Source organism: Ignavibacteriota bacterium (genome assembly GCA_016708125.1).
Lineage (GTDB): Bacteria > Bacteroidota > Ignavibacteria > Ignavibacteriales > Melioribacteraceae.
The window spans coordinates 3,690,189-3,716,114 of record JADJGF010000001.1 but is presented as its reverse complement, the minus strand read 5'-3'; the positions used below and the strand labels follow the sequence as shown (position 1 = coordinate 3,716,114).

The window sequence follows — 25,926 nt, the reverse complement described above, 5'->3', positions numbered from 1 at the left end:
ATGAAATTATCATTAATAAAATTTTTAATTAGCATACTTATAATTTTTATTTCAATTAATTCTTGCGTTGAAGATCATGTTATGCCAAAATTGGGAAATGTATTTATTACATCTGATCCAAGTGGGGCTAAAATTTTTATTGATGATGAAGAACAAAGTAAAGTTACTCCGGATTCATTGAATAATCTTCTTGAAGGTGAATATAAAATTACATTAAAACTTAACGATTTTAAGGATACTACATTTAATATAAATGTTACAGATAATTCAAATGTTACTGAAGATATTTATCTGTTCGAATCAAATCCAAAAGGAAAAATAATATTAAATTCAAATCCTTCGGGAGCTCAAATATTTGTTAATGGCAAAAATACTGGAAATACAACACCTGATACTCTTATAAACTTACAAAGAGGAACTTACAGTGTTTCTTTAAAATTAGATTTGTATGACGATTTTAATCTTATTATTCCATTAGGGAAGGATGAAACTGTATCAAAAAATATAAAAATGGCGATTGCCGGAACTTCTGGGACTTTAATTGTTACTTCCGATCCTTCTGGTGCTGCAATTTCACTTAATGGAGAAAATACTGGTAAAACAACACCCGATACTCTTAAACCTTTACAAACTGGATTTTATAATATAAAATTAACTTTAAGTGATTTTAGAGACACAACAATAACAACAAATATAGCTTCCGGTGTAATTGTAAATAAAGATGTTTATTTAACTGAGTCAAACCCCAAGGGCAAAATATCTATTACATCAACTCCATCAGGTGCTCAAATTTATCTTAATGGTATAACTACATCTAAAGTTACCCCAAATAATTTTGATAATTTACCAAGAGGGAATTATGAAGTAACTTTAAAGAAAGCTTTGTATGACGATGCAGTTTTCCAAATTTCTTTAGCTAAAGATCAAACTGTAAATAAAAGTATGGTTATGAATATTGCAAGTACTTCGAGTACTTTAATTATTACTTCTCAACCTAGTGGTGCTGCTGTTTCTTTGGATGGTAATATTACTTTTAAAGTTACTCCTGATACTATAAAACCATTGCAATCCGGAAATCATATTGTTGGTTTATCTTTATCAGGATATCGTGATACATCTGTTACTGTATTGGTCAATTCAGGACAAATAAAAACTACCAATGTAAATTTAACTGTCTATGAACCAAGAGGAAGTATTTCTTTAACTTCAAATCCGTCCGGAGCTTCAATTTATTTGGATGGAGTTAATACAGGTTTTAGAACTCCCAATAAATTAACAAAATTAGAAGCGGGACAATACGATATTACTCTAAAATTATTGGGTTACTATGATTCAACATTTTCAGTTAATGTAAATGCTGACTTAAATTCAACTATTCCGATTGTTAATTTAAGACCACTTCCGGCAATTGGAGATTTTAAAATAAATTCTGATCCGGCTGGAGCGGAAATTTATATTGGCGGAATTAATTCGGGTTTGTTAACCCCTCAAACTTTTGAAAAATTACTTGTTCAAGAGATTATAGTTACTTTAAAATTGGAAGATTTTGCCGATACAACAATAACGTTTGATTTGGTAAAAGATAACTTAGTTGATTTAGGAACTGTTTATTTAAGAGATAATGTACCGCCGGTTGATGTAATTTTAGATTATTTAATTAATGCAAATGAACAGTTAGTAATTTCATTTGTATTTAACCAAGATATAAAATTGGAAAAAGTTAACATAACTTTTCCGAATGGTTCGTTACAAACACAAAATTACAATAATCAGCTAATTCCTAAAGAACGTAAAATTGATTGGGTTTATCCTGAGAAAATTACAGGAGATTGGATTTTCAAATTTTATGGCAATAAAGTTGGCGGAAGACAAGTAGAATTTGAATTTAGTGAGCAAATTTCAGTACAATAAATATTTTCAAGACAAAATTTTTGGGGCTATAGCTCAGTTGGGAGAGCGCTTGACTGGCAGTCAAGAGGTCTGCGGTTCGAACCCGCATAGCTCCACTAATATCAATCTACTTCAGAATTATTTTTTATCTAATTAACTTCCTTAAGAATTTCCGAAAGATTAAACTGTTTGTTTTTTTCTAAATTTTCAATTTTCTCAAATTTTAGTAAATTATTAAACTGAGATAATGTTTGTCTAACATCATTTAGAAATTTTGATTCAATATCTTCGAGTTTTGGAGGATCAACAATAAATTGACTTTTTTTGAAATATTTTTTTTGACTGAAAAGGAAATTTTGCTCATCAAAATTAAAATGTATTGGACTTGTTTTAGCATATTCTTCTCTGAATTCTTTTAATTTTTTCTTTTCATTAGAATTCATTTCAATGCAATATTTAAATTCGTAGGCAATTCCCTCATGATCTTTTACAACTTTTGTTACTAAATTACAGTTGGAAGTTTCAAACATTTTTACCTCAAAATTTATCGATATTTTTTATCCTTTTATGATTATCGACTTTTTTCATCAATTTTTAATTGATTTATCAATCAAATCGAACTAAATAAAAAGGTAAAATTCTTTTATTTTTTGTTAAATAAATAATCCGCCGCCATTCCCAAGAGCATAAAATTTGTAGCTCCGCCGCCCATTATATATTCAGTTTGTTGCCAAAAATATGGCCAAATTTTTAATTCGGGAAAATCTGGTTGAATTAATGCTGTTCCACTTCCGGAACCTCCAGGAATATACGACCATTCATCTCGGTTTACACCGTACGCAACAGTTAAAGAATTTACTCCAACTCCGGAAACATAAGAAGATGTATTTACTCCGGGATGACAACCCAAAACAAAATTAAGTGCATTAAATAAATATTCGGAACCAAATATTTTTGGAAAACCTAGGTGCAAGAAAAGCTGTTTTACTCCAAATGATTGAATATCCCAACCGGCGCCCCAAATATTTGGTTTATAAGGAACTCCAAATGGATTTTCTTTTTGTAGTTCCGATATTTCATTATAAAATTTTGATACGGCCGTTTCAATTTTTTCTCTAAAAATTTTATCATTTAATTTTTCAGTAATTCTTCCAATAATTTCAGAATATCTTTCAATATCTGAAGCAAAAACATCTGCATTTTCTAACAGAATATTTTTATACTCAATTTCTGAAGTTGTTAAATATAATTCTGCAATTGTGTTTAATCTTAATTTAATATCAGCATTTGAGTTATTATCCAAAATTTCTTTAGAAGCTTTTAAACTATTTTTTGATAGGGAAGGATTATGTTTATCTAAAACTCTTGGAACAGACGCTAAAACAGAAGCAACATAAAGTTCTCGGTAAGGATTTTGTTCCGTAAAAACTAATCTATCATCATTCGGAAGCGGTAAATTTAAAATATGATCATTTCTATTTTCATCAAAAATAATATTATCTGTCATCGTGGCGGCATCCCCAAGATGAACATATTGCTGTAAAGTTGGACAAATAATTCCGCGATATAATCTTCCTAATGAATTGTAAGATCCAACAATACTTAATAATCCATGTTCAATTTGTTGAAGAATATCGGAAATTCCATCCGGTTTATGAATTTCAACTACTCGTGTAGTTTGATTAATTGTCGTTTCGTCATAATCATTTTTAAAAAACTCATAACTTAAAATTAATTTTTGAACGGTTCCTGCTTGAGATTCTACGCGTAAATCATAATCTCCGGCATCATGCCAACCTCCAATATTCAATCCCGGAACATGCTCACCGGATTTGAATTTTGATAAAGTTGATTCAAATTGAATATAGCCATCAAAGTGATTATGATTTATCGGAGCCATTGCTGCATCATCCATATGACATAAGCCATGCCAAACTTTGTATCTATCATTTATTCTCATGTGACACATTTGTACTGGAAGAAAATATTCTAAAGTCGGTTGCCAAACATGTCTTTCAAAAATATTTTTTTTAATTTCAAATAAATTTGATTCTACGTCATCATATTTTATTTTGTACAAACCTACTTCAGTAATTTCAGAAAAATCTATTTTGATATATTTATATCGCAAAAAATTTCCCCAAATTTCCGGTGATTCAAAATTTTTAATTATTTTTTCAGAATTCTGATTTATCTTAATAATCTGAACTGATGCAAAATTATTTTCTAACTTATCTAATTCGATAACAGCAAATTTATTCTGATTTGGATGATATCCAACTTGTGAAATTTGAATTACAGGTTTGTAAATCCAATTGTAATCAAAACTTGGTTCAATAATCCACTCAATTTGGTTTTCTGAATTATCATTAATAATTGATCTTAAAATAAACCAACCGTTATTGTGCAAACCTCTACCATCAATTAACTGTAATTCATTTTTTTCACTTGAAATTTTTATTTTTTTCAGATTTTTATTTGGTGAAAATATTATTTGGTTTCCAACTGCAAGTGGAGTTATTTGAAAATTATTCTCAGAATCCGAATACATTGGTCCATTTGCTTGGCGAGGAAAATTTCCGGACTTTCCATCCATAAAATAAAATTCACCAAAATATTCTCCAGGGAAAAATTCTAAATTAAATCCAATTTTATCTTTCCAATTTTCCGGAATTGGATTTTCAAAATTTACTGTTAATTTAATTTTATTATCTATTGTTTCAGTTTTTATTGAATAATTTAATTTCAAATCTGGATAAATAATTGGATTAAATCCTTTCCTATCCTTTGTTTGATCGGGATACGAAAGTTTTGCTGTTATAATATTTTTTTCTTTTTCGACTGTTCTATTTAATAATTTTGGAACCGGGGCCCATTGTCCTGGAGTTGGTTCAAGACGAATATCGCCATTTGCAGCAAGTCGATTTCCAAACTGAATTATTGATAATCCGCCTTGATGTCCTTCCGGATAAAAATCATGAAACACCATTATATTCAAGCTGGGCAATTCATAATATCCAAGATCGTTAATACATAATTTTTGGTTTTGAGATTTCATTATTACACTAAAGTAAAAAGTTATAATTATGATTAAAAAAATATTTTTTAGCAATTTCTGAACTCCTTGAATTTATTTCAATCATTTATATCAAATTTTTATTTATACTATTTAATCAATTTTTGAGCCATTATTTTTTTAATAGCAAATTGACTTGTTAAAATATTTGGCATATTAATGCTGATTTTCATCTTAATTTAGATTTATTTTGAAAAATCTGAAAAGTTGTTTTTTGGGATAAATTAATTTTGATCGAAATTTTTATCAAAAAAGTAAATTCTTATTTGTTTGATAATTTTTAAGAAATTAGTATTTCGATTTTACTATTGAAGAAATTTGCAATAAGCTTTCTTGCAACTTGGTAAGTTCTCTTTCTAATTTATCAATTTTGAAAGATTCCATAGATTCTGAGCCGCTTAAAAGCCAATTTATATCGCAGCCGTGTTTAAGAAGTTTTAATAAAATTTTTGATCCGGGTTCTCTTTTACCGCTTATATATTGATGCAATTGTTGAGGGGAAATTTCCATTGCTTCGGCTAATTTTTTTAAAGTACCGTATTTTCTTTTTGCAAAAAGTCTAATTCTTCCGCCAATTCCAATTCTTAATTTTTCTTCTGCAAAAAGATCAAAATTGGTCTCGCCAAAACCATTGAACATTTCCAATTCATCTTCATTATTCTCAATAATATCTTTTATTGTTTTATAAAGATGATTATCAAATTTTGAGCTTTCGTTTAAAATGTAAGATAATGTTTGAGGTTTTAACGCAAGTTTTTTTGCAAGCCAATTTTGCTTGATACCGTGGGATTGAATTAAATATCTTATTTCTTCTTGTGGTGTCAAATTTATAGTTTTTTAAAGTACAAAATTATAAAAATCAGAAATTAAGTTTATTTACAAATTCAAATCTAAAATAAAAACGCAGAAAGAATCTGCGTTTTATAAAAATTTAATATTTACGGAATAAGTATTGCACACGCAATTACTGTTGTCCATAAACCGTCTTTATTTCCTTCGGCAGATTGTGTAACATTTGTTGTGTTAACAATTTGTCCCGACATTTTAAAAACTTGTTCTCTTTCATTCCAAGCTGTATCCGGATTGAAATCAATACCCAAAGTTGTTGCAAGCATTGATGCAGCAAGGTCTTCAGCATAATCACCAGACTTTTTTGCAGATTCACCAAAAGGATGATGTTCTGATAAATATCCATACATTGATGGATCAGAAGGAATTGCAATTCCTAAAGAAGAAGCAATTAATCTATTTGGTTCATTTGTGGCGTTTCTTGCCATAACGGCGTGAATTATTTGTCCGGGACTTAATTTTTTAATTCCATTTGCAATAGTAACTTTTTTAACACCAACGGGATAAATACTGCTAACAGTAACAATATTATATTTTTCAATATGTGCGCTGCGTAAAGCAAGCTCAAAAGAAGCTAAATATTCTTTATGAACACCAACTCCTTTGGTAAAAAAAATTTCTTTAGGTACGTACAATTTTTACTCCATAATTTAATATTGACAATTAAAATCTAAAAAAAATCTCCATTAGATAATATTTCTTTTTTGAGTTTTTGAATATTTTTTCAAAAATATGTATTTATGTAAATAATATTTTAATTCAAATAATTACAAATTAAATTTTAATAATTTTATTCCTACAAAATTCCGATTCAAATTCCGTTATTATTTTTTCTGAAATTAAATAAGGCGATTCATTTGATTTTATTAGTGATTCTATCAAAATATTAATTTTTTCATTCTTCCAAATTTTAGAAGAAAAGTTTAATTCCGTAATTTCTTTTATTCTTGTATAAATATTACGTTCTCTGTTTGTTTGAAATTTTCCAATTTTTTGAATATGACTTTTATGATTTTTTATTTCATCAAAAATTTCATTTATTCCAAAAGATTCCGTTGCAACACATTTTATAATTTTCGGTAGATAAGAAAATTCATTGTGATCTTTCAATCCCAAAATTGTTTGCAATGATAAAATTGCATTTTCTGATCCTGGTCTATCACTTTTATTCATTACAAAAAAATCTGCAATTTCCATCAATCCGGCTTTCATTGCTTGAATTGAATCTCCGGATTCGGGAACTAAAACTACAATTGTCGTATCGGCAGTTTTTGCAATATCTAATTCGGATTGACCAACACCAACGGTTTCAAAAATTATAAAATCAAATTTTGCGGAATCTAAAATATCGGAAGCATCAATTGCTTTTTTACTTAATCCGCCTAAACTTCCTCTGGTTGCCATGCTTCTTATAAATACATTTTTGAAAAGTCCAATTTCATTCATTCTAATTCTATCACCAAGAACTGCTCCACCGGTAAATGGACTTGTAGGATCAACAGCAATAATTCCAATTGAATAATTTTCTTTAGTTAACAATTTGGTAAGCTCATTTGTTAATGTTGATTTTCCAGCGCCGGGAGGACCTGTAATTCCAATTTTGTAAGCATTTCCTGTATGATGAAAAATTTCTTTAAGAAAATTTTCGGATTCGGTTTCATTATTTTCTATTAAAGAAATTCCCTTGGAAATTGATCTTTTATTCTGATTTAAAATTCCGGAAATGAGCTGATCGAATTGATTCATAATATTTGAGAATACAAATTATTATTTTTTATATAATTAAAAACTGAGCATGGTAAAAGATATTCTACATTTAATTTTTTTGAAATTCTATTCCTAATTTCCGTTGATGAAATTTCTATTGTGGGAGTATTTTCATATTCAGCTTCTCCAAAATATTTATGTGCAGATTTGATTTCCTTATCATAAATTCTTTTTAATACTACCAATTTTGCAAGCTTAATTATTTCATCCGGTTTGTGCCAAGTATCAAAAGTTACCAAATTATCAAATCCAATTATCAATTCCATATTTTCATAGGTTTCTGAAAATTCTAATAGTGTATTATATGAATATGAAATTTCGTCTCGATTTATTTCAAAATCAGAAACTTCAAAATTTGGATTGGTTTCAGTTGCCAATTTTGTCATTTCCAATCGATGAATTGGATCAGAATAATTAAAATTTAATTTATGTGGAGAAATGTAACTTGGTACAAAAATAATTTTTGACAAATTTCTTTTTTCAAGTAGAGTTTGCGCTGTTATTAGATGTCCGTAATGTATCGGATCAAAAGTTCCGCCAAAAATTCCAATTGTTTCCAAAGTTTATCCTAAATTTTTTCTGAGTTTTCTTGATTAAAAAGATTTAGTATTTTTTTACGATATAATTCTATATCTAAATTATAAATTTCTTTCAAATTTTTGTTAGTATTTTTCATCTGGAATTTTCTAAAAGCGAGTTTTGTTGCAAAATTTAATAGGGATTTATTCTTTTTATTTTCAGGAAATATTTTATTTTCATTTTTAGAAAAACTCAATTTCTTTAATTCCGGTAAACCTAAAAAATCTGATTCTTCTAAAAGTTCATATTCGATAATTTTCTGTTCGGATTTTATCGAGAGTTTAAAAATTGTTAAAAAACTAATTACCAAAAAAAACATAAATAAAATTCCTACCCCAAAAGTAAATTCAAACATTAGCGAAAAATTCCACATAAAATGGAAAAACATTGCAAGCGAAATTCCAATAAACGGAAATAAAAATCTAAAATTAGAAATCGAAAATTTTGTTTTTGCTAAAAAGGCTCCAAAAGTTGCAGTGGCTATTGCGTGCATAACGGCAGAAAAAAAAGTTCTCGTAAAAACTAAAGATGCCCACTGAATAAAAGTTTCGTCATAATTTACAAAGTACATAATATTTTCAGTCATTCCGAAACCCAGACCAATTGCGCCGCCGTAAACTAATCCGTCTGTAATATTATCAAAATGTTTTCCATTAATACTTCGTAAAAGAAATATTCCTTTTGTAATTTCTTCAACAAAGGGTGCAATTAAAACTGTTCCAATAAATTGCATTTGGTTTTCTTTCCGAACAAATATTTTTATTATTGATTCAATAGAAAGTGAGAAAATAATTCCTAAAAAAATTGCTCCAAAAGCTCCCCATAAAAAATGTTTAAAAATTTTACTAAATGATTCGCGTTCATTTTTATCTAATTGCCAGAGTAAAATAAGGTAAAGAAACATTGGAATTAAAGCCGCCAATATGGAAGTTGTGATCGGCATATTATTTAATTTTAATCCAACTGATTATTTCTTTTAGAGAAGGTTTTTTACCGGAATTTAAAATCCCGATTCTAAATAATTTTGAAGAAATAAAAACGACTAAATAAATGCTGAAGATTAAAACAAGAACAATCGAAAAAATTTCTTCAAATGAAGGATTTGTTGTATTCAACCGTAAAAGCATTACCGGTGCAGAAGTTAAAGGAAAATATGATAATAACAATGATAAAATTGAATTTGGTGCTCTAATAATTTCAACAGCAAGTAAAATTGGGAAAATTAAAAAAATGCTTAAATAACCGGTTAATTGTTGAGCTTCGTGATCTAACGAAACTACCGATCCAATTCCAATAAAAATTGATGAATAGAAGACATAACCTAAAACAAAAAATAAAAATTGGAAACCTAAATTATTTATTGTGCTAAAATTTAAAGTATTTGTTTGATGAAGTATTAATCCCAAAAGTAGCCAAACTGCAAATTGAAAAATTCCGAAAAAACTTAAACCTAAAACCTTACCGAATAATAATTCTCTTGTTGTGCAGCTTGATAAAATTAATTCAATTATTCTATTGGATTTTTCAAGAACCAGACTTCTTACAAACATTCCACCGGAAAATAAAATCATTGTTACTAAAAGAATTATAAATAAATAAGAATTGATAAATGATTTGAAAATTTCTTCTTCGGAATTTGCATGAATATATGATTTTTCCAAAATCGGCATTTTCGAAATTAAAAAATCAATATTACTTCTGTTAATACCAAGTTCATTTCCATTAATGGCTATAATAGTTTTAATAAATGAGTTTTCAATCAAATTTAATTTCTCTTGATTAAATAAATCATTTGTTCGGAATGTTAATTTTATTCCATTATTTTCCTCAATAATTATATAACCAATTATAAAATTGTTAAGAACTTTTTCATCGGCATATTTCAACAAATCATTTTTATTTTTTGATAAAAGAGCCAAACTAAATGCAAAAAATGCAGGTTGATTATTTGGAAGTGAAATTTGCATTAATTCATTTGAAAAATCCTTTCCATATTTATTTGTAAAATCCAAAACTCCAATTGGGAGAGGAAAATCATTTCCCTTATTTACAAGAAAAGAGGGAAGTAAGCTAAAAATCATAACAATTATTGGCATTAGAATTAAGGAAATAATAAAACTTTTTCGTTTAATTTTTTCTATAAATTCCCATTTTGCAATTGTTAATGATTTAGTCATTTTGTTTTCCTTCAACTTGAGAAACAAATAATTGGTGTAATGAAGGAACAACTTTTCTGAATGATGAAATTGAATTTTGGGAAATTAAATATTTCAAAAATTCATCTTGATTATTATTCTTTAAATCTACAACTAGCTTATTTTCATTCAGAATTAGAATATCTATTTCACCAAATTTATTTACAAAATCTGTATTTAGGTTATTTTTGCTTTCAACTTCATAGATATTTTTTTGATAAGAATTTAAAATTTCATTTAAATCGCCTTTTAAAACTTCTTTCCCTTTATTTAATAATAGAAAGTCATCGCACAATTTTTCGGCTAAATCCATTAAATGAGTTGAGAGAATTATATATTTATCATTTTTTATTTCATTAATTATTTCAGTAAAAATTGTTTGATTGAGCGGATCAAATCCGGAAAAAGGTTCATCTAAAATTAAAACTTTCGGATTATGTTGAATTGCGGCAATAAATTGAACTTTTTGCTGATTCCCTTTAGAAAGTTCTTCAAGATGGTAATTTTTAAATTCCGCTAATTTTAATCTGTCCAACCAATAATTACAAAGTTTTGAAGATTCTGTGTGTGTTTTTCCTTTTAATTGACCCAAATAAATAAGAGTATTTAAAACACTACTTTTTGGATACAAACCTCTTTCCTCGGGAAGATATCCAGTAAGATTTAAAAATTTTTGATCAAGTTTAATTCCTTCAAATATAATTTCGCCTGAAGTAGGTAAAAGAATATTCAGAATTATTCTTAAAGTTGTTGTTTTACCGGCTCCATTTGGACCAATTAATCCAAAAATTCTACTTCTTTTTACTTCAAAAGAAAGATTATCAACAACAGTTTTAGTAGAAAAATATTTAGAAATATTTTTAATTTCGAGCATAAAAATTGAATTTATTGAAGTAAACTATCATATTATATTCATAAACTGTTAGAATTTCATATCTTGCTTATCAAAAATACACTTTATATATTTTAAAACTATATTTTTTTGAATATGTATGATAATTAAAATCACCAATTTTCCGGTTGGTGTTCACAAAATAGAGTTTGAAAAATCGATAAGTGAACTTCAACTTGGTGAACCGTTCATTGATAAATTGAATTTAATCTGCATGATGGATAAATCTATTCATCAAATAATTCTTAATTGCAATTTAACAATTCCGGCGCAATTTATTTGCGATAGATGTAATTCAGAATATAAAACAAAACTTATTTCAGATTTTTCTTTAGTCTATATTTTTGATAATAAAGAAAATATTGATGATACAAATGTTTTTTTTATTTCATCTAAAGAAGATAAAATTGATATAACTAATGATATTATTGATTACGCAAAACTTACAATTCCTCTTAAAAAATTGTGTAATGAAGATTGTAAAGGATTGTGTTTTTCTTGCGGAGTAAATTTAAATTTAGAGAAATGTAATTGTAAGAGTGAAACTGCGGACCCAACTTGGGAACCGTTACTAAAATTAAAAAATAAATTAAATTAAGAGGTTAGTAAGAAAATGCCGCACCCGAAAAGAAAAATATCAAAGAGTAGAAGAGACAAAAGAAGAACTCATTATAAAGCTGCTGCTTCTTCATTAAGTACCTGCTCAAATTGTGGTGAAATTAAATTAAGTCACCGTGCTTGCCCAAGTTGTGGATATTATGCTGGACGTTCTTTGTTTGTTCCAGAATCATAATCTAAAATGTCGAATATCAATAAAAAGTGTAAAATTATTGTAGATGCAATGGGGGGAGATTTTGCTCCCCTCAATCCTATTCTTGGTGCAATACAAGCAATTCAGCAAAATTCAAATATTGATATTACTTTGATTGGAATAAAATCAGAAATTGAAAAAGTTTTGAAAGAAAACAATTTAAATTTTGATTCATACAAAATTATCCATTCAAGTGAAGTAATTACAATGAGTGATTCTCCGACAATTTCACTTAAGCAAAAAAAAGATTCTTCAATTGTTAAAGGATCTGAATTAGTTAGAGATAAACTTGCAGATGCTTTTGTAAGTGCCGGAAATACCGGTGCAATGATGGCGGCATCAACTCTAATTATTGGCAGAATAAAAGGTTTTGGAAGACCAACAATTGGAGCTCAATTCCCAACGAACGATAAAAATATTTGTACGGTTTACGATGTTGGTGCAAGTGTTGACTGCAAACCAAATCATTTGTTAGAATATGGAATTATGGGGACTATTTTCGCTAAAGAAGTTGATGGAATAAAAAATCCAACTATTGGTTTATTGAGTGTCGGCGAAGAAGAATCGAAAGGAAATTCTGTAACATTGGAAGCATTCGAACTTCTCAAAAAATCAAAACTTAATTTTATCGGAAATGTTGAAGGAAGAGATATTTTAAAAGGGAAAGTAGATATTGTTTTAGTTGATGGTTTTATTGGGAATATAATTCTTAAATTTGGCGAAAGTTTTATAAGTTTCTTAAAAAGTCGTGTTCGTTCATATGCGGATGAATCATTCCTCAACAAAATTAAAGCTCTGATTACAAAAAAAGTTTTTAAAAGTTCACTTAAAGATATGGATTATGAAACTCACGGCGGAGTTCCCTTATTAGGTATTGATGGAATTAGCATTATTGGTCATGGATCAAGCTCCCCAATTGCAATTAAAAATATGATATTAAAAGCCAATGAAATGTTTGAAAAAGATTTATTAAATAAACTAAAGGAGGGTAAGGAATTTTATGGAAACCTCTAAATTAAAAAGATTTGTAAATGCTCAAATTACAGCAGTAGGAATGTATCTTCCGGAAAAGATTTTAGATAATCATTACTTTGAAAAAATTGTTGAAACAAGTGATGAGTGGATTGTGTCAAGAACCGGAATTAAGGAAAGAAGAAAAGAAGAAAACGGTGCAACAAGCGATATGGCGGCAAAAGCTGCTCTGGATTTGTTGAAATCTAAAAATCTATCGCCTGAAGAAATTGATGTAATAATAGTTGCAACCGTTACTCCAGATATGTTTTTCCCTGCGACAGCTTGTCTTGTTCAAGATAAAATTGGTGCAAAAAATGCGTGGGGATTTGATTTATCCGCGGCATGTTCCGGATTTTTATTTGCGCTTCAAACTGGAGCTGGTTTTGTTGAAGGTGGCAGATACAAAAAAGTTTTGGTTATCGGTGCCGATAAAATGAGCACAATAATTAATTATAAAGATAGAAATACTTGTCTATTATTTGGAGATGCCGCTTCAGCAGTATTATTGGAACCGACTGAAGATTTAAATATTGGAGTTAAAGATTCAATTCTACATTGTGATGGTGCCGGATCTGAATACTTGTATATGAAAGGCGGCGGAAGTTTAAATCCTCCGACTCATGAAACTGTAGATTTGGGATATCATACTTTATATCAAGACGGTAAAACTGTGTTTAAGGAAGCAGTAAAAGGAATGGCGGATATTTCTGTTGAAATTATGCAGAAAAATAATCTAACCGCTGATGATATTTCATACTTAGTTCCACATCAAGCAAATTTAAGAATTATTGACGCAACTGCTAATAGAATGGGAATTCCAAAAGAAAAAGCAATGGTTAATATTCACAAATATGGAAATACAACTGCGGCTACAATTCCGCTTTGTTTAACAGAATATTACCGTGATGGAAAATTAAAAAAAGGTGATAATTTAATTTTAGCTGCTTTTGGTGCCGGTTTTACTTGGGGTTCTATATATTTAACTTGGGGAATGGATTAGTGAGCAAAAGAGCTTTAATATTTCCCGGACAGGGTTCGCAATACGTTGGTATGGCGAAAGATATTTTTGAAAAATCTGAGAAAGCCAAAAATTTTATTCAAGAAGCTGAAGATTCAATTAATTTCAATATTTCCAAAGTAATGTTTGAAGGACCGGAAGAAGAATTAAAATTAACAAATATTACACAGCCGGCAATTTTTCTTCATAGCATTTTATTATTGAATGAAATTAAAAATTTAAATTTTGATGCTGTCGCCGGACATTCTCTCGGTGAATATTCTGCATTGGTTGCAAATAAAAGTTTGAATTCAATTGATGCATTCAAACTTGTGCGAAAAAGAGGCGAAGCAATGTTATCGGCGGGAATTAAATCACCCGGAACAATGGCTGCCGTTGTAGGATTAAATTCCGAGAAACTTGTAGAAATTTGTTCAGTAGCTTCGGTAGAAGGAATTGTGCAATGTGCAAATTTTAATTCACCCGGACAAATTGTAATTTCCGGATCAATTACCGGTGTGAAAAAAGCAATGGAATTATCAAAAATTGCCGGAGCAAAAATAGTTAAAGAGTTGGTTGTAAGCGGCGCATTTCATTCTCCGTTAATGGAATCTGCAATAAACGAATTGGAAGAAAGTCTTAATAATATAGAAATTTCCCAAACTCAAATTCCGGTTTATTCAAATGTAACTGCAAAACCATCTACAGAAAGTGAAACTATTAGAAAACAATTGCTTGATCAATTAACATCTCCGGTTAGATGGGAAGAATCAATTTCAAATATGATAAATGACGGAATTACAGAGTTTATTGAAATTGGTCCCGGTAAAGTTTTGCAAGGTTTGGTTAAAAGAATAAATTCAAGTTTTACAGTAACCGGAATTGATAAATTTGATGATTTAAATAAAATTTTATAAAATCATTTTTTATTTATAAATTATTGATTAAAAATTAACCAGAAATTATGTCAGATAGAAAATTAGCAGTTGTAACGGGCGGAACACGAGGAATTGGGAAAGCAATTGTAAATGCGTTTGCGGAAAATTCTAATTTGGGATTTCAAACTGATATTGCATTTATTTATAATAGCAGTGAAACAATTGCAAAAGAAATTGAAAATCAATTTTCAAATTCTGGTTTAAGTGTAATTGGTTACAAAGTTAATATTTCATCATTTGAAGAATCTCAAAAAGTTGTTGATGAAATTTTAAATAAATTTGGAAGAATAGATTTTCTTGTAAATAATGCCGGAATAACAAAAGATAATTTATTGCTGCGTATGAGCGAAAAAGATTTTGATGATGTAATTAATGTAAATCTAAAAAGTGTATTTAATCTTACAAAAGCAGTTTTCAAACCAATGATGAAACAGAAATTTGGCAGAATTGTAAATATTAGTTCAGTAGTTGGTTTAATTGGAAATGCGGGACAAGCAAATTATGCAGCATCAAAAGCCGGAATTATTGGTTTTACAAAATCTACTGCAAAAGAGTTTGCATCAAGAAATATAAATGTGAATGCTGTTACTCCGGGTTTTATTGAAACCGAAATGACAGCTGAATTAAATGAAAAACAGAGAGAAGTTTTATTGCAGAATATTCCATTAAAAAGGATGGGAAAAGCAGAAGATGTTGCAAATATTATAAAATTTCTGTGCAGCGATAAAGCGGATTATATAACTGGACAAGTAATTTCCGTTGATGGCGGAATGGTAATGTAACCACAAATTCAATTTCATAAATTAAAGGAGTATAATATGGATGTTGAAGCAAAAGTAAAAGAAATCATAATGGATAAGTTAGGTGTTGAAGAATCACAAATTACACCTGCAGCTTCTTTTACAAATGATTTAGGTGCTGATTCTTTGGATATTGTTGAGTTAGTAATGGGATTCGAATCAGAATTTGATATTTCTATTCCTGATGAAGATGCTGAAAAAATTACAACTGTTGGGGATGCTACAAAATATTTATCGGAAAAAGTTGCAAAATAATTTTTACAAAAAATAAAATTAATTCCGCGCAAATCATTATAATTGATTTGTTGCGGAATATATTTATTTGTAGTCCTTCATAATAATTTCAAATAATTTTAAGGTTTTATATGAATAAAAGAAGAGTTGTAATTACCGGAATGGGCGCATTAACTCCAATTGGTAATAATCTAAATGAATTTTGGAATGGATTGCTTACCGGAAAATCCGGAGCAGCCTTAATTACAAAATTTGATACAACTGAATTTGCAACAAAATTTGCATGTGAACTTAAAAATTTTGATGCTTCTAATTTTATTGATATAAAAGCTTTAAAAAGAATGGATCCCTTTACACATTATGCTTTAGTAACCGCAGAAATGGCAATGAATGATTCCGGTCTTAATTTAGATCAAGTTAATAAAGAAAGATTTGGAGTTATTTACGGAAGCGGAATCGGCGGAATGGATACTTGGGAAACACAGCATTCAAATTATATTGAAGGTGGTCCAAGAAAAATTAGTCCGTTTTTCATCCCGATGATGATTTCTGATATTGCTGCCGGTCATATTTCAATTAAGTATGGTTTGAAAGGACCAAATTATGCAACAACATCAGCTTGTGCAACTTCATCACATGCAATTGCTGATGCATTTATGCTGATACAAAGAGGTTCTGCAGATTTAATGGTTTCTGGTGGATCTGAAGCTGCAATTACTCCAATGTCTATCGGCGGATTTAATTCAGCTCGTGCAATTTCAACATGGAATGATAAACCGGAAGTTGCTTCAAGACCATTTGATAAAGATAGAAATGGATTTGTAATGGGCGAAGGTTCTGGTTCTCTAGTATTAGAGGAGTATGAACATGCAGTGAAAAGAGGCGCTAAAATTTATGGTGAAATTATTGGAGTTGGATTAACCGGTGATGCTTATCATGTAACTGCTCCACCGCCGGAAGGCGAAGGCGCTTTTAGATCAATGAGAGAAGCTGTTCGTGATGGAGAAATTACTTTAAGTGATATTGATTATATAAATGCACATGGAACTTCAACCGAATTAAATGATAAAAATGAAACCCAAGCAATTAAAAATTTATTCGGAGAACATGCTTATAAACTTTCAGTAAGTTCAACAAAATCAATGACCGGACATTTACTCGGTGCCGCCGGAGCAATTGAAAGTATTGCAACTTTATTGGCATTAAAGGAAGGAATTATTCCTCCGACTATAAATCATGATGAACCAAGTCCGGAATGTGATTTAAATTATACACCAAAAGTAGCTGTTAAGAAAAATATAAATTATGCAATTAGTAATACTTTTGGATTTGGCGGACATAATGCTTCTTTACTTTTTAAAAAATATGAAGGGTAATGTTTAAAAAATTCTTCAACCTTTTTAAGAAAATAAATCATTCCAAATCTGATGATTTTGATAAAATTAAAAAGGAAAAAATAATATCCAAAATTGAAGATTTCACCGGTTTAAAACCATCAAAAGAGGAATATTTTTTAAAAGCATTTACTCATCGTTCATTTCTTGAATTAGCCCGCGAAAACATTAAATCAAACGAAAGATTGGAATTTTTAGGCGATTCAATACTTGGTAAAATTACCGCAGAATATCTTTTCCATTATTTTCCGGATGCCGACGAAGGATTCTTAACAAAAACGAGATCTCAAATCGTAAACAAAAATTCCCTTGAAATTATTGGCTTTAATCTTAATCTGCAAGATTTAATTTTCCTTAATACTAAATATTTAACAACAGAAAAAAAGAAAATTGGAAATGTTGTTGCAGATTGTCTTGAAGCTTTAATTGGTGCAATCTATCTTGAGTTTGGCGAAAAAGCTGCAAAAAAATTTGTAGAAGATTTTATTGTAATTCCACAAATTAAAAATGGTGATATAAAAGACGATAAAAATTATAAGGGACAATTATTAGAATATTCTCACGCAAATAGATTAAACCAACCGGTTTATAAAGTTATAGATCAATCCGGACCGCAGCATAATAAAATCTATAAAATCAAAGTTGAAGTTGATGAAAATATATTTGGAATTGGAACTGGTCCAAATAAAAAAACTGCCGAGCAAGAAGCCGCAAAATTAGCTCTTTCATTAATCAATGAAAGTAAAAAGAAGAATGACATTGAATAATCTTAAATAAATTTTAAGATTTTATTCGAATTGAACACGCAATTAATTAAATTTCCTTACTAAAATCTTTTCCACTTAATAAGAGAAAAATTATGAATTTATCTTCAAATTATGATCAATTTGTGAATAGACATATTCCGCATAATGATTTTGAAATTAATGAAATGCTGCAAACTATTGGAGTTTCATCGGTTGATGAATTAATTGAAAAAACAATTCCAAAATCCATCAGATTAAATAATTTGCCAAACCTTGATAAACCCTTAACTGAGTTTGAACTTTTAAATGAAATGCAATCCCTTGCATCAAAAAATAAAATATTTAAAAATTATATCGGACAAGGTTACTATAATACAATTACTCCGTCGGTTATTAAAAGAAATATTTTGGAAAATCCGGGTTGGTACACACAATATACGCCATATCAAGCAGAAATTTCTCAAGGCAGATTGGAAGCTCTCTTAAATTTTCAAACAATGGTTTGTGATTTAACTTCAATGCCAATTGCGAATGCATCTCTTTTAGATGAAGGAACATCCGCTGCCGAAGCGATGAATATGCTATTCAGTTTAAGAAAGGGAAATAAGAAAAATGCCGATACAATTTTAGTTTCGGATAAAATTTTTATTCAAACAATTGATGTTTTAAAAACTAGAGCAATTCCTTTGGGAATAAAAATTCAAATTGAAACTATTGAGAATTTTAAATTAGAGGAAAATATTTTTGCAATATTTGTTCAATATCCAAATGAAGATGGAAGTATTGTTGATTATTCAAATTTATTTAATGATGCAAACGAAAAAGGAATTTATAAAATTGTTGCTGCAGATTTATTAAGTTTATCTTTACTTAAACCACCGGGTGAATTTGGTGCCGATGTTGTAGTTGGCTCAACTCAAAGATTTGGAGTTCCGATGGGTTTTGGTGGACCACACGCTGCATTCTTTGCAACAAAAGAGGAATTCAAAAGATCAATTCCCGGAAGAATAATTGGAGTTTCAATTGATGCAAAAGGTAACAGAGCATTAAGAATGGCTCTTCAAACAAGAGAACAACACATTAAACGTGAACGAGCAACAAGCAATATTTGTACGGCTCAAGTACTTTTAGCAATTATGTCGGGGATGTACTCAGTTTATTATGGAAAAGATGGAATTATAAAAATTGCAGAAAGAATTAATTTCTTAACAAAATATTTATATTCAAATTTAAAGAATATGAATATTGAATTTATTTCTGAATCATTTTTTGATACGGTTACATTTTCTTTAAATTCTGATCAATACAAAAATCTGAAAACAATAACTGTAGAAAACAAAATAAATTTGAGATGGCTTGAAAATAATCAAGTTGGAATTTCAATCGGTGAAGATATTAGTTTTGATGATATTAAAATTTTGATTGAACTAATTTCAAAATCTATAAATCATGAAATCAATTTAACTGAAGAAAATTTTGATAGTTTTCCAAAAGAATTAAAAAGAACATCAGAATTTTTAACTCACTCGGTATTTAAAGATTATCATTCTGAATCTGAAATGATGAGATATATTAAAAGTTTGGAGAAAAAAGATCTTTCTCTGACTTCAGCAATGATTCCACTTGGATCTTGCACAATGAAGTTAAATGCAGCAAGTGAATTATACGCTTTATCAAATCCTAATTTTAGCAATATTCATCCGTTTGCACCGCTTGATCAAGTTGAAGGTTATTCTCAAATGATTGATAAATTACAAAATCAAATTGCGGAATTAACCGGATTGCCCGGTGTTTCACTTCAACCAAATTCCGGAGCGCAAGGAGAATATACCGGACTTTTAGTAATCCGAGCTTATCATTTGGATAAAGGAAATTCATACAGAAATGTTATGCTAATTCCATCGTCTGCGCATGGAACAAATCCAGCAAGCGCTGTTTTAGCCGGCAATAAAGTTGTAATTGTAAAATGTGATGAAAATGGAAATATTGATGTTGAGGATTTGAAAAATAAAGCTGAACAAAATAAAAATGAATTAGCCGGATTGATGGTAACTTATCCATCAACTCATGGAGTTTTTGAAGAAAATATTATTGATATTACAAAAATAATTCATGAAAATGGGGGATTGGTTTACATGGATGGAGCAAATTTGAATGCTCAACTTTGTTTAACTAATCCGGCACAAATTGGTGCAGATGTTTGTCATTTAAATCTACATAAAACTTTTGCAATTCCTCATGGCGGCGGCGGTCCGGGAGTTGGACCAATCGCAGTTTCCGAGAAATTAAAAAAATATTTGCCGGGTCATTCCGTTGTAAAAATTGGAAATGGAAAATCAATTCATGCGGTTTCTTCATCACCATTTGGAAGTGCAAGTGTTCTTACTATTTCTTATGCTTACATTAGAATGATGGGAAGTGAAGGATTAAAAAGAGCTACAGAAATTGCAATTCTAAATGCAAATTATATAAAGGCAAAATTGCAAAATCATTATAAAACTCTTTATAAAGGCAGAAACGGATTTGTTGCTCACGAAATGATTTTAGATACAAGAGAATTTAAAACTCGCGCAAATGTTGAAGTTGAAGATATTGCTAAAAGGCTTATGGATTATGGCTATCATGCTCCAACTGTTTCTTTTCCCGTTGCCGGAACTTTAATGGTTGAGCCGACTGAAAGTGAATCAAAACGTGAACTTGATAAATTCTGTAATACAATGGAAATGATTTACGATGAAATTTTAGAAATTGAGAAAGGAACTTTTTCAAAAGAAGATAACGTTTTGAAAAATGCACCTCATACTTTAAATGATATAACTTCTGAATGGAATCATTCTTATACAATATCAAAAGCAGTTACTCCAACAAATTTGGTTGCGCATAATAAATTTTGGCCAACTGTTAACAGAATTGATAACGCTTACGGCGATAGGAATTTAGTTTGTAATTGTGCTCCAATAGAAGAATATAAATAGATAAAAATGGATACTTGCGAAATTCTTAAAACTTCTAAAACAATTGCGGTTGTTGGTATTTCGAGCAGTCGTTTTAAAACGAGCAGAAATATTGCTGAATATTTAATTCGAAATGGTTACAATGTTGTTGGCGTAAATCCAAATAAAAATTTTACTGATGCAGACGGAATAAAAGTTTATAATTCATTGAAAGAGATTCCGCACAAAATTGATATCGTAAATGTTTTTAGAAAATCCGAAGATATTCCGGGAATCATTGATGAAGTAAATGAAATTTCTCCAAAAGTTCTTTGGCTTCAATTGGGAATTAGAAATGACGAAGCAGTAAAAAGTTCAATGCAAAAGGGAATTATTGTAGTTCAAGATTCGTGTATAAAAGTTGAACATTCTTTTTGTTTTTAATTTAGAAAGAGATGAATATTGGTTAGAACAGATTTATACATTTTATTTTTTTTGGTTAGTTCTTTAATTTTTTCGCAAAGTTTTGAAGATGTAAAATCTGAAGAAAACTTATTTCGAATTGATTCAATAAAAATTACCGGAAATGAAATTACAGAAGATGAAATTATTTTACGCGAATTGGATTTTTCAGTTGGACAAATAATTTCAAAAACACAATTAAAATTTAACGAAGAAAGAATTTTTAGTTTAGGATTATTTAATAAAGTTGAGTTAAATATTGTTCCGGAAAATGACATTCAAATTTTAGAAATTACAGTTTTTGAAAGCTGGTATATTTATCCCTTACCGTACTTGAGCATACGCGATAATCGTATTTCGCGAGCATCTTATGGTTTGATTTTACTTTATAAAAATTTTCGCGGAAGAAATGAAACTATAACCGGATTGGCAACCTTTGGTTATAATCCTAGTTATTCACTTTCTTATTTTAATCCGGTTTTAATTTCGGGAGAAAATTTAACTTTCGGAATTGGATTAGGTTACACGGATATTCTAAACAGAAATTTAATTTCGCAAAACCTTAATGGAGAAAATTTTGAATATAAATATATTTATTCAAATTTAAGTTTAGGATATCGATTCAATTTGTACAATTACTTATCACTTTCTCCATCGTTTGAATATATTGAAATCCCAACCAAAGTTTCAAATTTATCTGCAACAAATACAAATATTGATAGAACTTATTCTTTAATTCTTCGATACGAATTTGATAATAGAAATCTTAAACAATTTTCTGATGACGGACTTTTTACAACAGCTATTTTTTCAAAAAAAGGATTCGGAATAAATGATATAAATTTCAATATTCTTTCAATTGATTTTAGAGAATACAGAAAAATTTTAGGTGAACTTTCCGCAAAATGGCGCGGATATTATCGACATACTTTTGGTGATAAAATTCCTTTCTATGAACTTTCGGTATTGGGAGATTTTGAATTTGTACGCGGACATAAATTTGATAAACGCGAAGGAAATAATTATTTACTTAGCTCATTAGAAATGAATTATCCATTGCTAAAATCTTGGGATTTTTCATTATCACTTCCGTATTTACCAAAGAGATTGACTTCCGCAAGAATTGGAATTTATACAAATATTTTTTTTGATACCGGCACAACTTACAATAATGGCGAACCTTTAAAATTAAATTCTTTTGATTCCGGTTGGGGTTTTGGTTTTACACTTTTATTTCTGCCGTACAATGCATTTAGATTTGAATATTCATTTGATGAAATTGGGAAAGGGGAATTTATTTTAGAATCTGGTTTTTCATTTTAGTTATTTGAGGTAAAAATGGAAGAAATTATTTTTGCATTAAAATCCGGCGGAATTGGTCTTCTCTCCGGAATTGCAGTTGGATTTATTTCAAAAAAAGTTTCAAAAATATTGGTCTTTTTTATTGCTGTTGCGTTTATTCTAATTCAAGTTGCAATTTACAACGGATATTTGGAAGTCGATTGGCTCTCTTGGGGAAACAAAGCGGCAGATTTGGTTAAGGGTGCAGATATTTCCACCGACTCGATAAAAGAATTATTTGTTAGAAATGTTCCTTTCGCCATTGCTGCATTGGTTGGATTTATCTTTGGATTTAAGAAAGGATAATTTCAAATGATTTTTTCAAACACAGAATTTTATTTTACTAAGCGGGAAAATATTACAGAAAATTTAATTTCAATTTTTGATGAAGAAGCAAAACACATTTCTTCTGTAATGCGTCATAAAATTAATGATGAAATTTTTGTAACTAATGGAACTGGAAATGTTTACAAATCAAAGATTATTGAAATAAAAAAAAGTGAAATAAAGCTTTCCGTAATTGCGAATTTTAATATCGAAAAAAAATATGAAAACGTTGTGTTTTATATTCCAATTCTAAAATCAACAGAAAGATTTGAATTTGCTTTGGAAAAATGTGTTGAGTTGGGAATTATAAATTTTAAAATTTTCTCATCTGTTAAAAGTCATAAACGAGGAATTAAAATTGATAGATGGGAAAAAATTCTTATTTCTGCAATGAAGCAAAGCTTGCAATCTCATTTACCTAAAATGGAATTTGTAAAAATAATTTCTAAAGATTTAGAAAATTCAGTTAACATTATTTTTGATCAAAATGCAGAATATAAATTCACGAGTTATTTAAATAATTATAAAAATGAAGAAAATAGAAATAAAATAATTAATTTATTTTTTGGACCCGAAGCCGGTTTGACCCAAGCTGATATTGATAAAATACCAAATCCTATTTTTGTAAAAATGAATAAAAATCGTTTACGATCTGAAACTGCAATTATTTCTGCGGCTTCAATTCTAACTAATAATTTATAGAAGAAAATCGAAGCTTCAAGAAGCTACTAATTATTAGCTTCAAACCAATTTAAAGCAGTTTCAAGATTTCTGTGATTTCCCGATAAAATTAGTGTATCAAACTTTTGAACTTTTTCAAATTCTAAATTATCGGCAACAATTTTATTATCTCTAACAATTCCAATAATTTTAATCACATCATTTTTAACCGGCTCAAATTCTAAAATATTTTTAGAAATTAATTTTGAACTTGAGCTGATAAAAAACATTTCATTGTCTTTCTGGATAATATCGGATTCAAAAATATTCCATTCATAATTTTTATTGTGCGAAGTAAAAAATTTATAATGTTCTTTCTTAAGAAGATTTGTTTGAAGTCGTGTAATATTTCTCGGCAAATTATAATAATCTAAAATATGATTTAAGAAAACAAGCGAAGTTTCCAAATCTTGTGAAATTACCAAATCGGCTCCAAGTTTGTACATTTCTTCAACTTGTGTTACATAATTTGCGCGAACAATTAATTTAATATTTGGATTAATAGATTTAGCAATTTTAATTGCGCGTTGAGTAGCTTCAATATCAGAGATTGCAATTACAAGCAATGCTGCATTGATAATTCCCATTGAGTCTAAATTTTCTTTTCTATCAAGCTCGCCAAAATAAATCGGGTAATTTAATTTTCTATATTTGCGCACTGTTTTTGGATTTGCTTCAATTATAATAAATGGAATTCCAATTAATTTTAAAACATTTGAAATATTTTTTCCGTTTACGCCAAATCCCGCAATAATTGTATGATTTTTTAATTTAATATTTTCTGTTTTATCCGAATCATTTAGCTTGGTTTTTAAGTTACTTTTTGAAGATAAATTATCCCCAATTTTAATTAATAGAGGAATAAAAAACATACTTAAAACTGAAGCAGAAATAAGTAATTGATAAATATAATCCGAAAATAAATTATTCTGATTTGATAATCTTAAAAGTATAAAAGAAAATTCACCGATGTGAGCCAAGCTTAAAGCTGTGATAATTCCGTTGCTGATTGTGTTTTTAAGGAAATAAAAAATTGCTAGTAAAATTATTCCTTTAATTAAAATCAAAACAGACATTGATGCAATAATTTCAATAAAATTATTTTTGAAAAATGAAATGTCAACAAACATTCCGATTGATATAAAAAAAATCGAATTGAATAAATTTCGTGATGGTATTAATTCAGTATTAACATGATGTGCATGTTCGGTATCAGAAATTGAAAGTCCGGCAATAAAAGCGCCCATTGCCAATGAAGCTCCAAGTTTATAAGCTGCAAATGAAATTCCAAAAATTATTACAAAAATTGTAACAATAAAAAGTTCAGCTAATCTCAAATTTAAAATAAGATTAAAAAGTTTTGGGATAAAAAACTTACTTGCAATCAATAAAATTGTTATGCTTCCGATTGAAATTAAAATGTTATAAATAATTGATGTAGAAAATTCTGAAGTAGTTGTAAGTGCCGGCAATAATATTAAAAAGGGAATTAGAGCTGCATCTTGAAATAATAAAATTCCGATTATTTTAATTCCAGATGGAGTATTTAATTTATCAGAATCTTTTAAATATTTTAATAAAATTGCAGTGCTGCTAAGTGAAATTGCGAAACCAATAAAAATTGATTGGGAAATATTTAATCCAAAAGAAAAGCAAATTATTCCTAACACAATCCAAGTTAACAAAACTTGCAAGCCGCCAAAAAGTATAAAATCTTTTTTTAATTGATTTATTTTTTCAAGAGAAAATTCTAAACCGATTGTAAACATTAAAAGAATAATTCCTACTTCAGCTAAAATTTCAATATCTGAAATATTACTTACAAGACTAAAAGCGGAAGGTCCAATTAAAATTCCGGTAAATAAAAATCCTATTAAAACCGGAATATTAAATTTGGATGCAATAAGAATTATTAAAATTGCAAGCGATAATAAAGTTATTATATCAAAAAGTAATGACAT

At 28.9% G+C, this 25,926-nt stretch carries 25 protein-coding genes and 1 tRNA gene; 16 read left to right on the top strand and 10 right to left on the bottom strand.

Annotation, left to right across the window (positions count from 1 at the left end; genetic code table 11):
* Together IPH62_16170 and IPH62_16165 are read left to right on the top strand one after the other, a co-directional pair.
* The gene (locus tag IPH62_16170) at positions 1-1,911 is read left to right on the top strand and encodes a PEGA domain-containing protein (protein ID MBK7106811.1); all 1,911 of its coding nucleotides are present in this window, start codon (positions 1-3) and stop codon (positions 1,909-1,911) included.
* Positions 1,912-1,933: 22 nt separating this feature from the next.
* Positions 1,934-2,006, top strand: a tRNA-Ala gene (locus IPH62_16165).
* Positions 2,007-2,039: 33 nt separating this feature from the next.
* Here IPH62_16165 and IPH62_16160 read toward each other — a convergent pair.
* The 9 genes from IPH62_16160 to IPH62_16120 form a co-directional block, all read right to left on the bottom strand.
* The gene (locus IPH62_16160) at positions 2,040-2,420 is read right to left on the bottom strand and encodes a hypothetical protein (protein MBK7106810.1); all 381 of its coding nucleotides are present in this window, start codon (positions 2,418-2,420) and stop codon (positions 2,040-2,042) included.
* Positions 2,421-2,533: 113 nt separating this feature from the next.
* Positions 2,534-4,948 carry a glycoside hydrolase family 9 protein gene (locus IPH62_16155; GenBank protein ID MBK7106809.1) on the bottom strand — a complete coding sequence of 805 codons (2,415 nt, stop codon included), beginning with the start codon at positions 4,946-4,948 and terminating at the stop codon, positions 2,534-2,536.
* 306 nt (positions 4,949-5,254) lie between these two features.
* On the bottom strand, positions 5,255-5,791 hold the full coding sequence (locus tag IPH62_16150) for a helix-turn-helix transcriptional regulator (protein ID MBK7106808.1): 537 nt from the start codon (positions 5,789-5,791) through the stop codon (positions 5,255-5,257).
* Between the two features lie 113 nt (positions 5,792-5,904).
* Positions 5,905-6,450: an arginine decarboxylase, pyruvoyl-dependent gene (locus tag IPH62_16145; protein MBK7106807.1), complete on the bottom strand. Its 546-nt coding sequence runs from the start codon at positions 6,448-6,450 to the stop codon at positions 5,905-5,907.
* Between the two features lie 139 nt (positions 6,451-6,589).
* A complete protein-coding gene (gene meaB / locus IPH62_16140; protein ID MBK7106806.1) occupies positions 6,590-7,561 on the bottom strand; it encodes a methylmalonyl Co-A mutase-associated GTPase MeaB in 972 nt (323 codons plus the stop codon).
* On the bottom strand, positions 7,558-8,142 hold the full coding sequence (gene nadD / locus IPH62_16135) for a nicotinate (nicotinamide) nucleotide adenylyltransferase (protein ID MBK7106805.1): 585 nt from the start codon (positions 8,140-8,142) through the stop codon (positions 7,558-7,560). The genes meaB and nadD overlap by 4 nt, the downstream gene beginning before the upstream one ends.
* Before the next feature lie 8 nt (positions 8,143-8,150).
* On the bottom strand, positions 8,151-9,104 hold the full coding sequence (locus IPH62_16130; GenBank protein MBK7106804.1) for a PrsW family intramembrane metalloprotease: 954 nt from the start codon (positions 9,102-9,104) through the stop codon (positions 8,151-8,153).
* A 1-nt stretch (position 9,105) separates the two neighbouring features.
* The gene (locus IPH62_16125; GenBank protein ID MBK7106803.1) at positions 9,106-10,338 is read right to left on the bottom strand and encodes an ABC transporter permease; all 1,233 of its coding nucleotides are present in this window, start codon (positions 10,336-10,338) and stop codon (positions 9,106-9,108) included.
* Positions 10,331-11,230 (bottom strand): ATP-binding cassette domain-containing protein, encoded by a 900-nt coding sequence (locus tag IPH62_16120; protein ID MBK7106802.1) that lies wholly within the window; start codon positions 11,228-11,230, stop codon positions 10,331-10,333. The genes IPH62_16125 and IPH62_16120 overlap by 8 nt, the downstream gene beginning before the upstream one ends.
* A 118-nt stretch (positions 11,231-11,348) precedes the next feature.
* Here IPH62_16120 and IPH62_16115 point away from each other — a divergent pair, with 118 nt between their 5' ends.
* The 14 genes from IPH62_16115 (at position 11,349) to IPH62_16050 (ending at position 23,947) form a co-directional block, all read left to right on the top strand.
* Positions 11,349-11,846 (top strand): DUF177 domain-containing protein, encoded by a 498-nt coding sequence (locus IPH62_16115; GenBank protein ID MBK7106801.1) that lies wholly within the window; start codon positions 11,349-11,351, stop codon positions 11,844-11,846.
* Between the two features lie 15 nt (positions 11,847-11,861).
* Complete coding sequence (gene rpmF, locus IPH62_16110) at positions 11,862-12,041, top strand: 50S ribosomal protein L32 (protein ID MBK7106800.1); 180 nt, start codon at positions 11,862-11,864, stop codon at positions 12,039-12,041.
* Positions 12,042-12,047: 6 nt separating this feature from the next.
* Positions 12,048-13,073, top strand: a complete 1,026-nt coding sequence (plsX, locus tag IPH62_16105; protein ID MBK7106799.1) for a phosphate acyltransferase PlsX — start codon at positions 12,048-12,050, stop codon at positions 13,071-13,073.
* On the top strand, positions 13,060-14,073 hold the full coding sequence (locus IPH62_16100) for a ketoacyl-ACP synthase III (GenBank protein ID MBK7106798.1): 1,014 nt from the start codon (positions 13,060-13,062) through the stop codon (positions 14,071-14,073). Before plsX ends, IPH62_16100 begins: the two co-directional genes overlap by 14 nt.
* Positions 14,073-14,987 carry an ACP S-malonyltransferase gene (gene fabD, locus IPH62_16095; GenBank protein MBK7106797.1) on the top strand — a complete coding sequence of 305 codons (915 nt, stop codon included), beginning with the start codon at positions 14,073-14,075 and terminating at the stop codon, positions 14,985-14,987. Before IPH62_16100 ends, fabD begins: the two co-directional genes overlap by 1 nt.
* Before the next feature lie 47 nt (positions 14,988-15,034).
* Positions 15,035-15,790: a 3-oxoacyl-[acyl-carrier-protein] reductase gene (gene fabG, locus IPH62_16090; protein ID MBK7106796.1), complete on the top strand. Its 756-nt coding sequence runs from the start codon at positions 15,035-15,037 to the stop codon at positions 15,788-15,790.
* 36 nt (positions 15,791-15,826) lie between these two features.
* Entirely contained in the window at positions 15,827-16,063 is a 237-nt protein-coding gene (locus IPH62_16085; GenBank protein ID MBK7106795.1) for an acyl carrier protein, read from the top strand.
* 110 nt (positions 16,064-16,173) lie between these two features.
* Complete coding sequence (gene fabF / locus IPH62_16080) at positions 16,174-17,418, top strand: beta-ketoacyl-ACP synthase II (GenBank protein MBK7106794.1); 1,245 nt, start codon at positions 16,174-16,176, stop codon at positions 17,416-17,418.
* On the top strand, positions 17,418-18,203 hold the full coding sequence (gene rnc, locus IPH62_16075; protein ID MBK7106793.1) for a ribonuclease III: 786 nt from the start codon (positions 17,418-17,420) through the stop codon (positions 18,201-18,203). The genes fabF and rnc overlap by 1 nt, the downstream gene beginning before the upstream one ends.
* Positions 18,204-18,295: 92 nt before the next feature.
* Entirely contained in the window at positions 18,296-21,157 is a 2,862-nt protein-coding gene (gene gcvP / locus IPH62_16070; protein ID MBK7106792.1) for an aminomethyl-transferring glycine dehydrogenase, read from the top strand.
* Between the two features lie 6 nt (positions 21,158-21,163).
* The gene (locus IPH62_16065) at positions 21,164-21,559 is read left to right on the top strand and encodes a CoA-binding protein (GenBank protein MBK7106791.1); all 396 of its coding nucleotides are present in this window, start codon (positions 21,164-21,166) and stop codon (positions 21,557-21,559) included.
* A gap of 18 nt (positions 21,560-21,577) precedes the next feature.
* Positions 21,578-22,900: a hypothetical protein gene (locus IPH62_16060; protein ID MBK7106790.1), complete on the top strand. Its 1,323-nt coding sequence runs from the start codon at positions 21,578-21,580 to the stop codon at positions 22,898-22,900.
* 15 nt (positions 22,901-22,915) lie between these two features.
* A complete protein-coding gene (locus tag IPH62_16055) occupies positions 22,916-23,224 on the top strand; it encodes an FUN14 domain-containing protein (GenBank protein MBK7106789.1) in 309 nt (102 codons plus the stop codon).
* A 6-nt stretch (positions 23,225-23,230) separates the two neighbouring features.
* A complete protein-coding gene (locus IPH62_16050) occupies positions 23,231-23,947 on the top strand; it encodes a 16S rRNA (uracil(1498)-N(3))-methyltransferase (GenBank protein ID MBK7106788.1) in 717 nt (238 codons plus the stop codon).
* 26 nt (positions 23,948-23,973) lie between these two features.
* On the opposite strand, the gene IPH62_16045 is transcribed toward IPH62_16050, so the two are convergent.
* Positions 23,974-25,926 (bottom strand): cation:proton antiporter, encoded by a 1,953-nt coding sequence (locus tag IPH62_16045; protein ID MBK7106787.1) that lies wholly within the window; start codon positions 25,924-25,926, stop codon positions 23,974-23,976.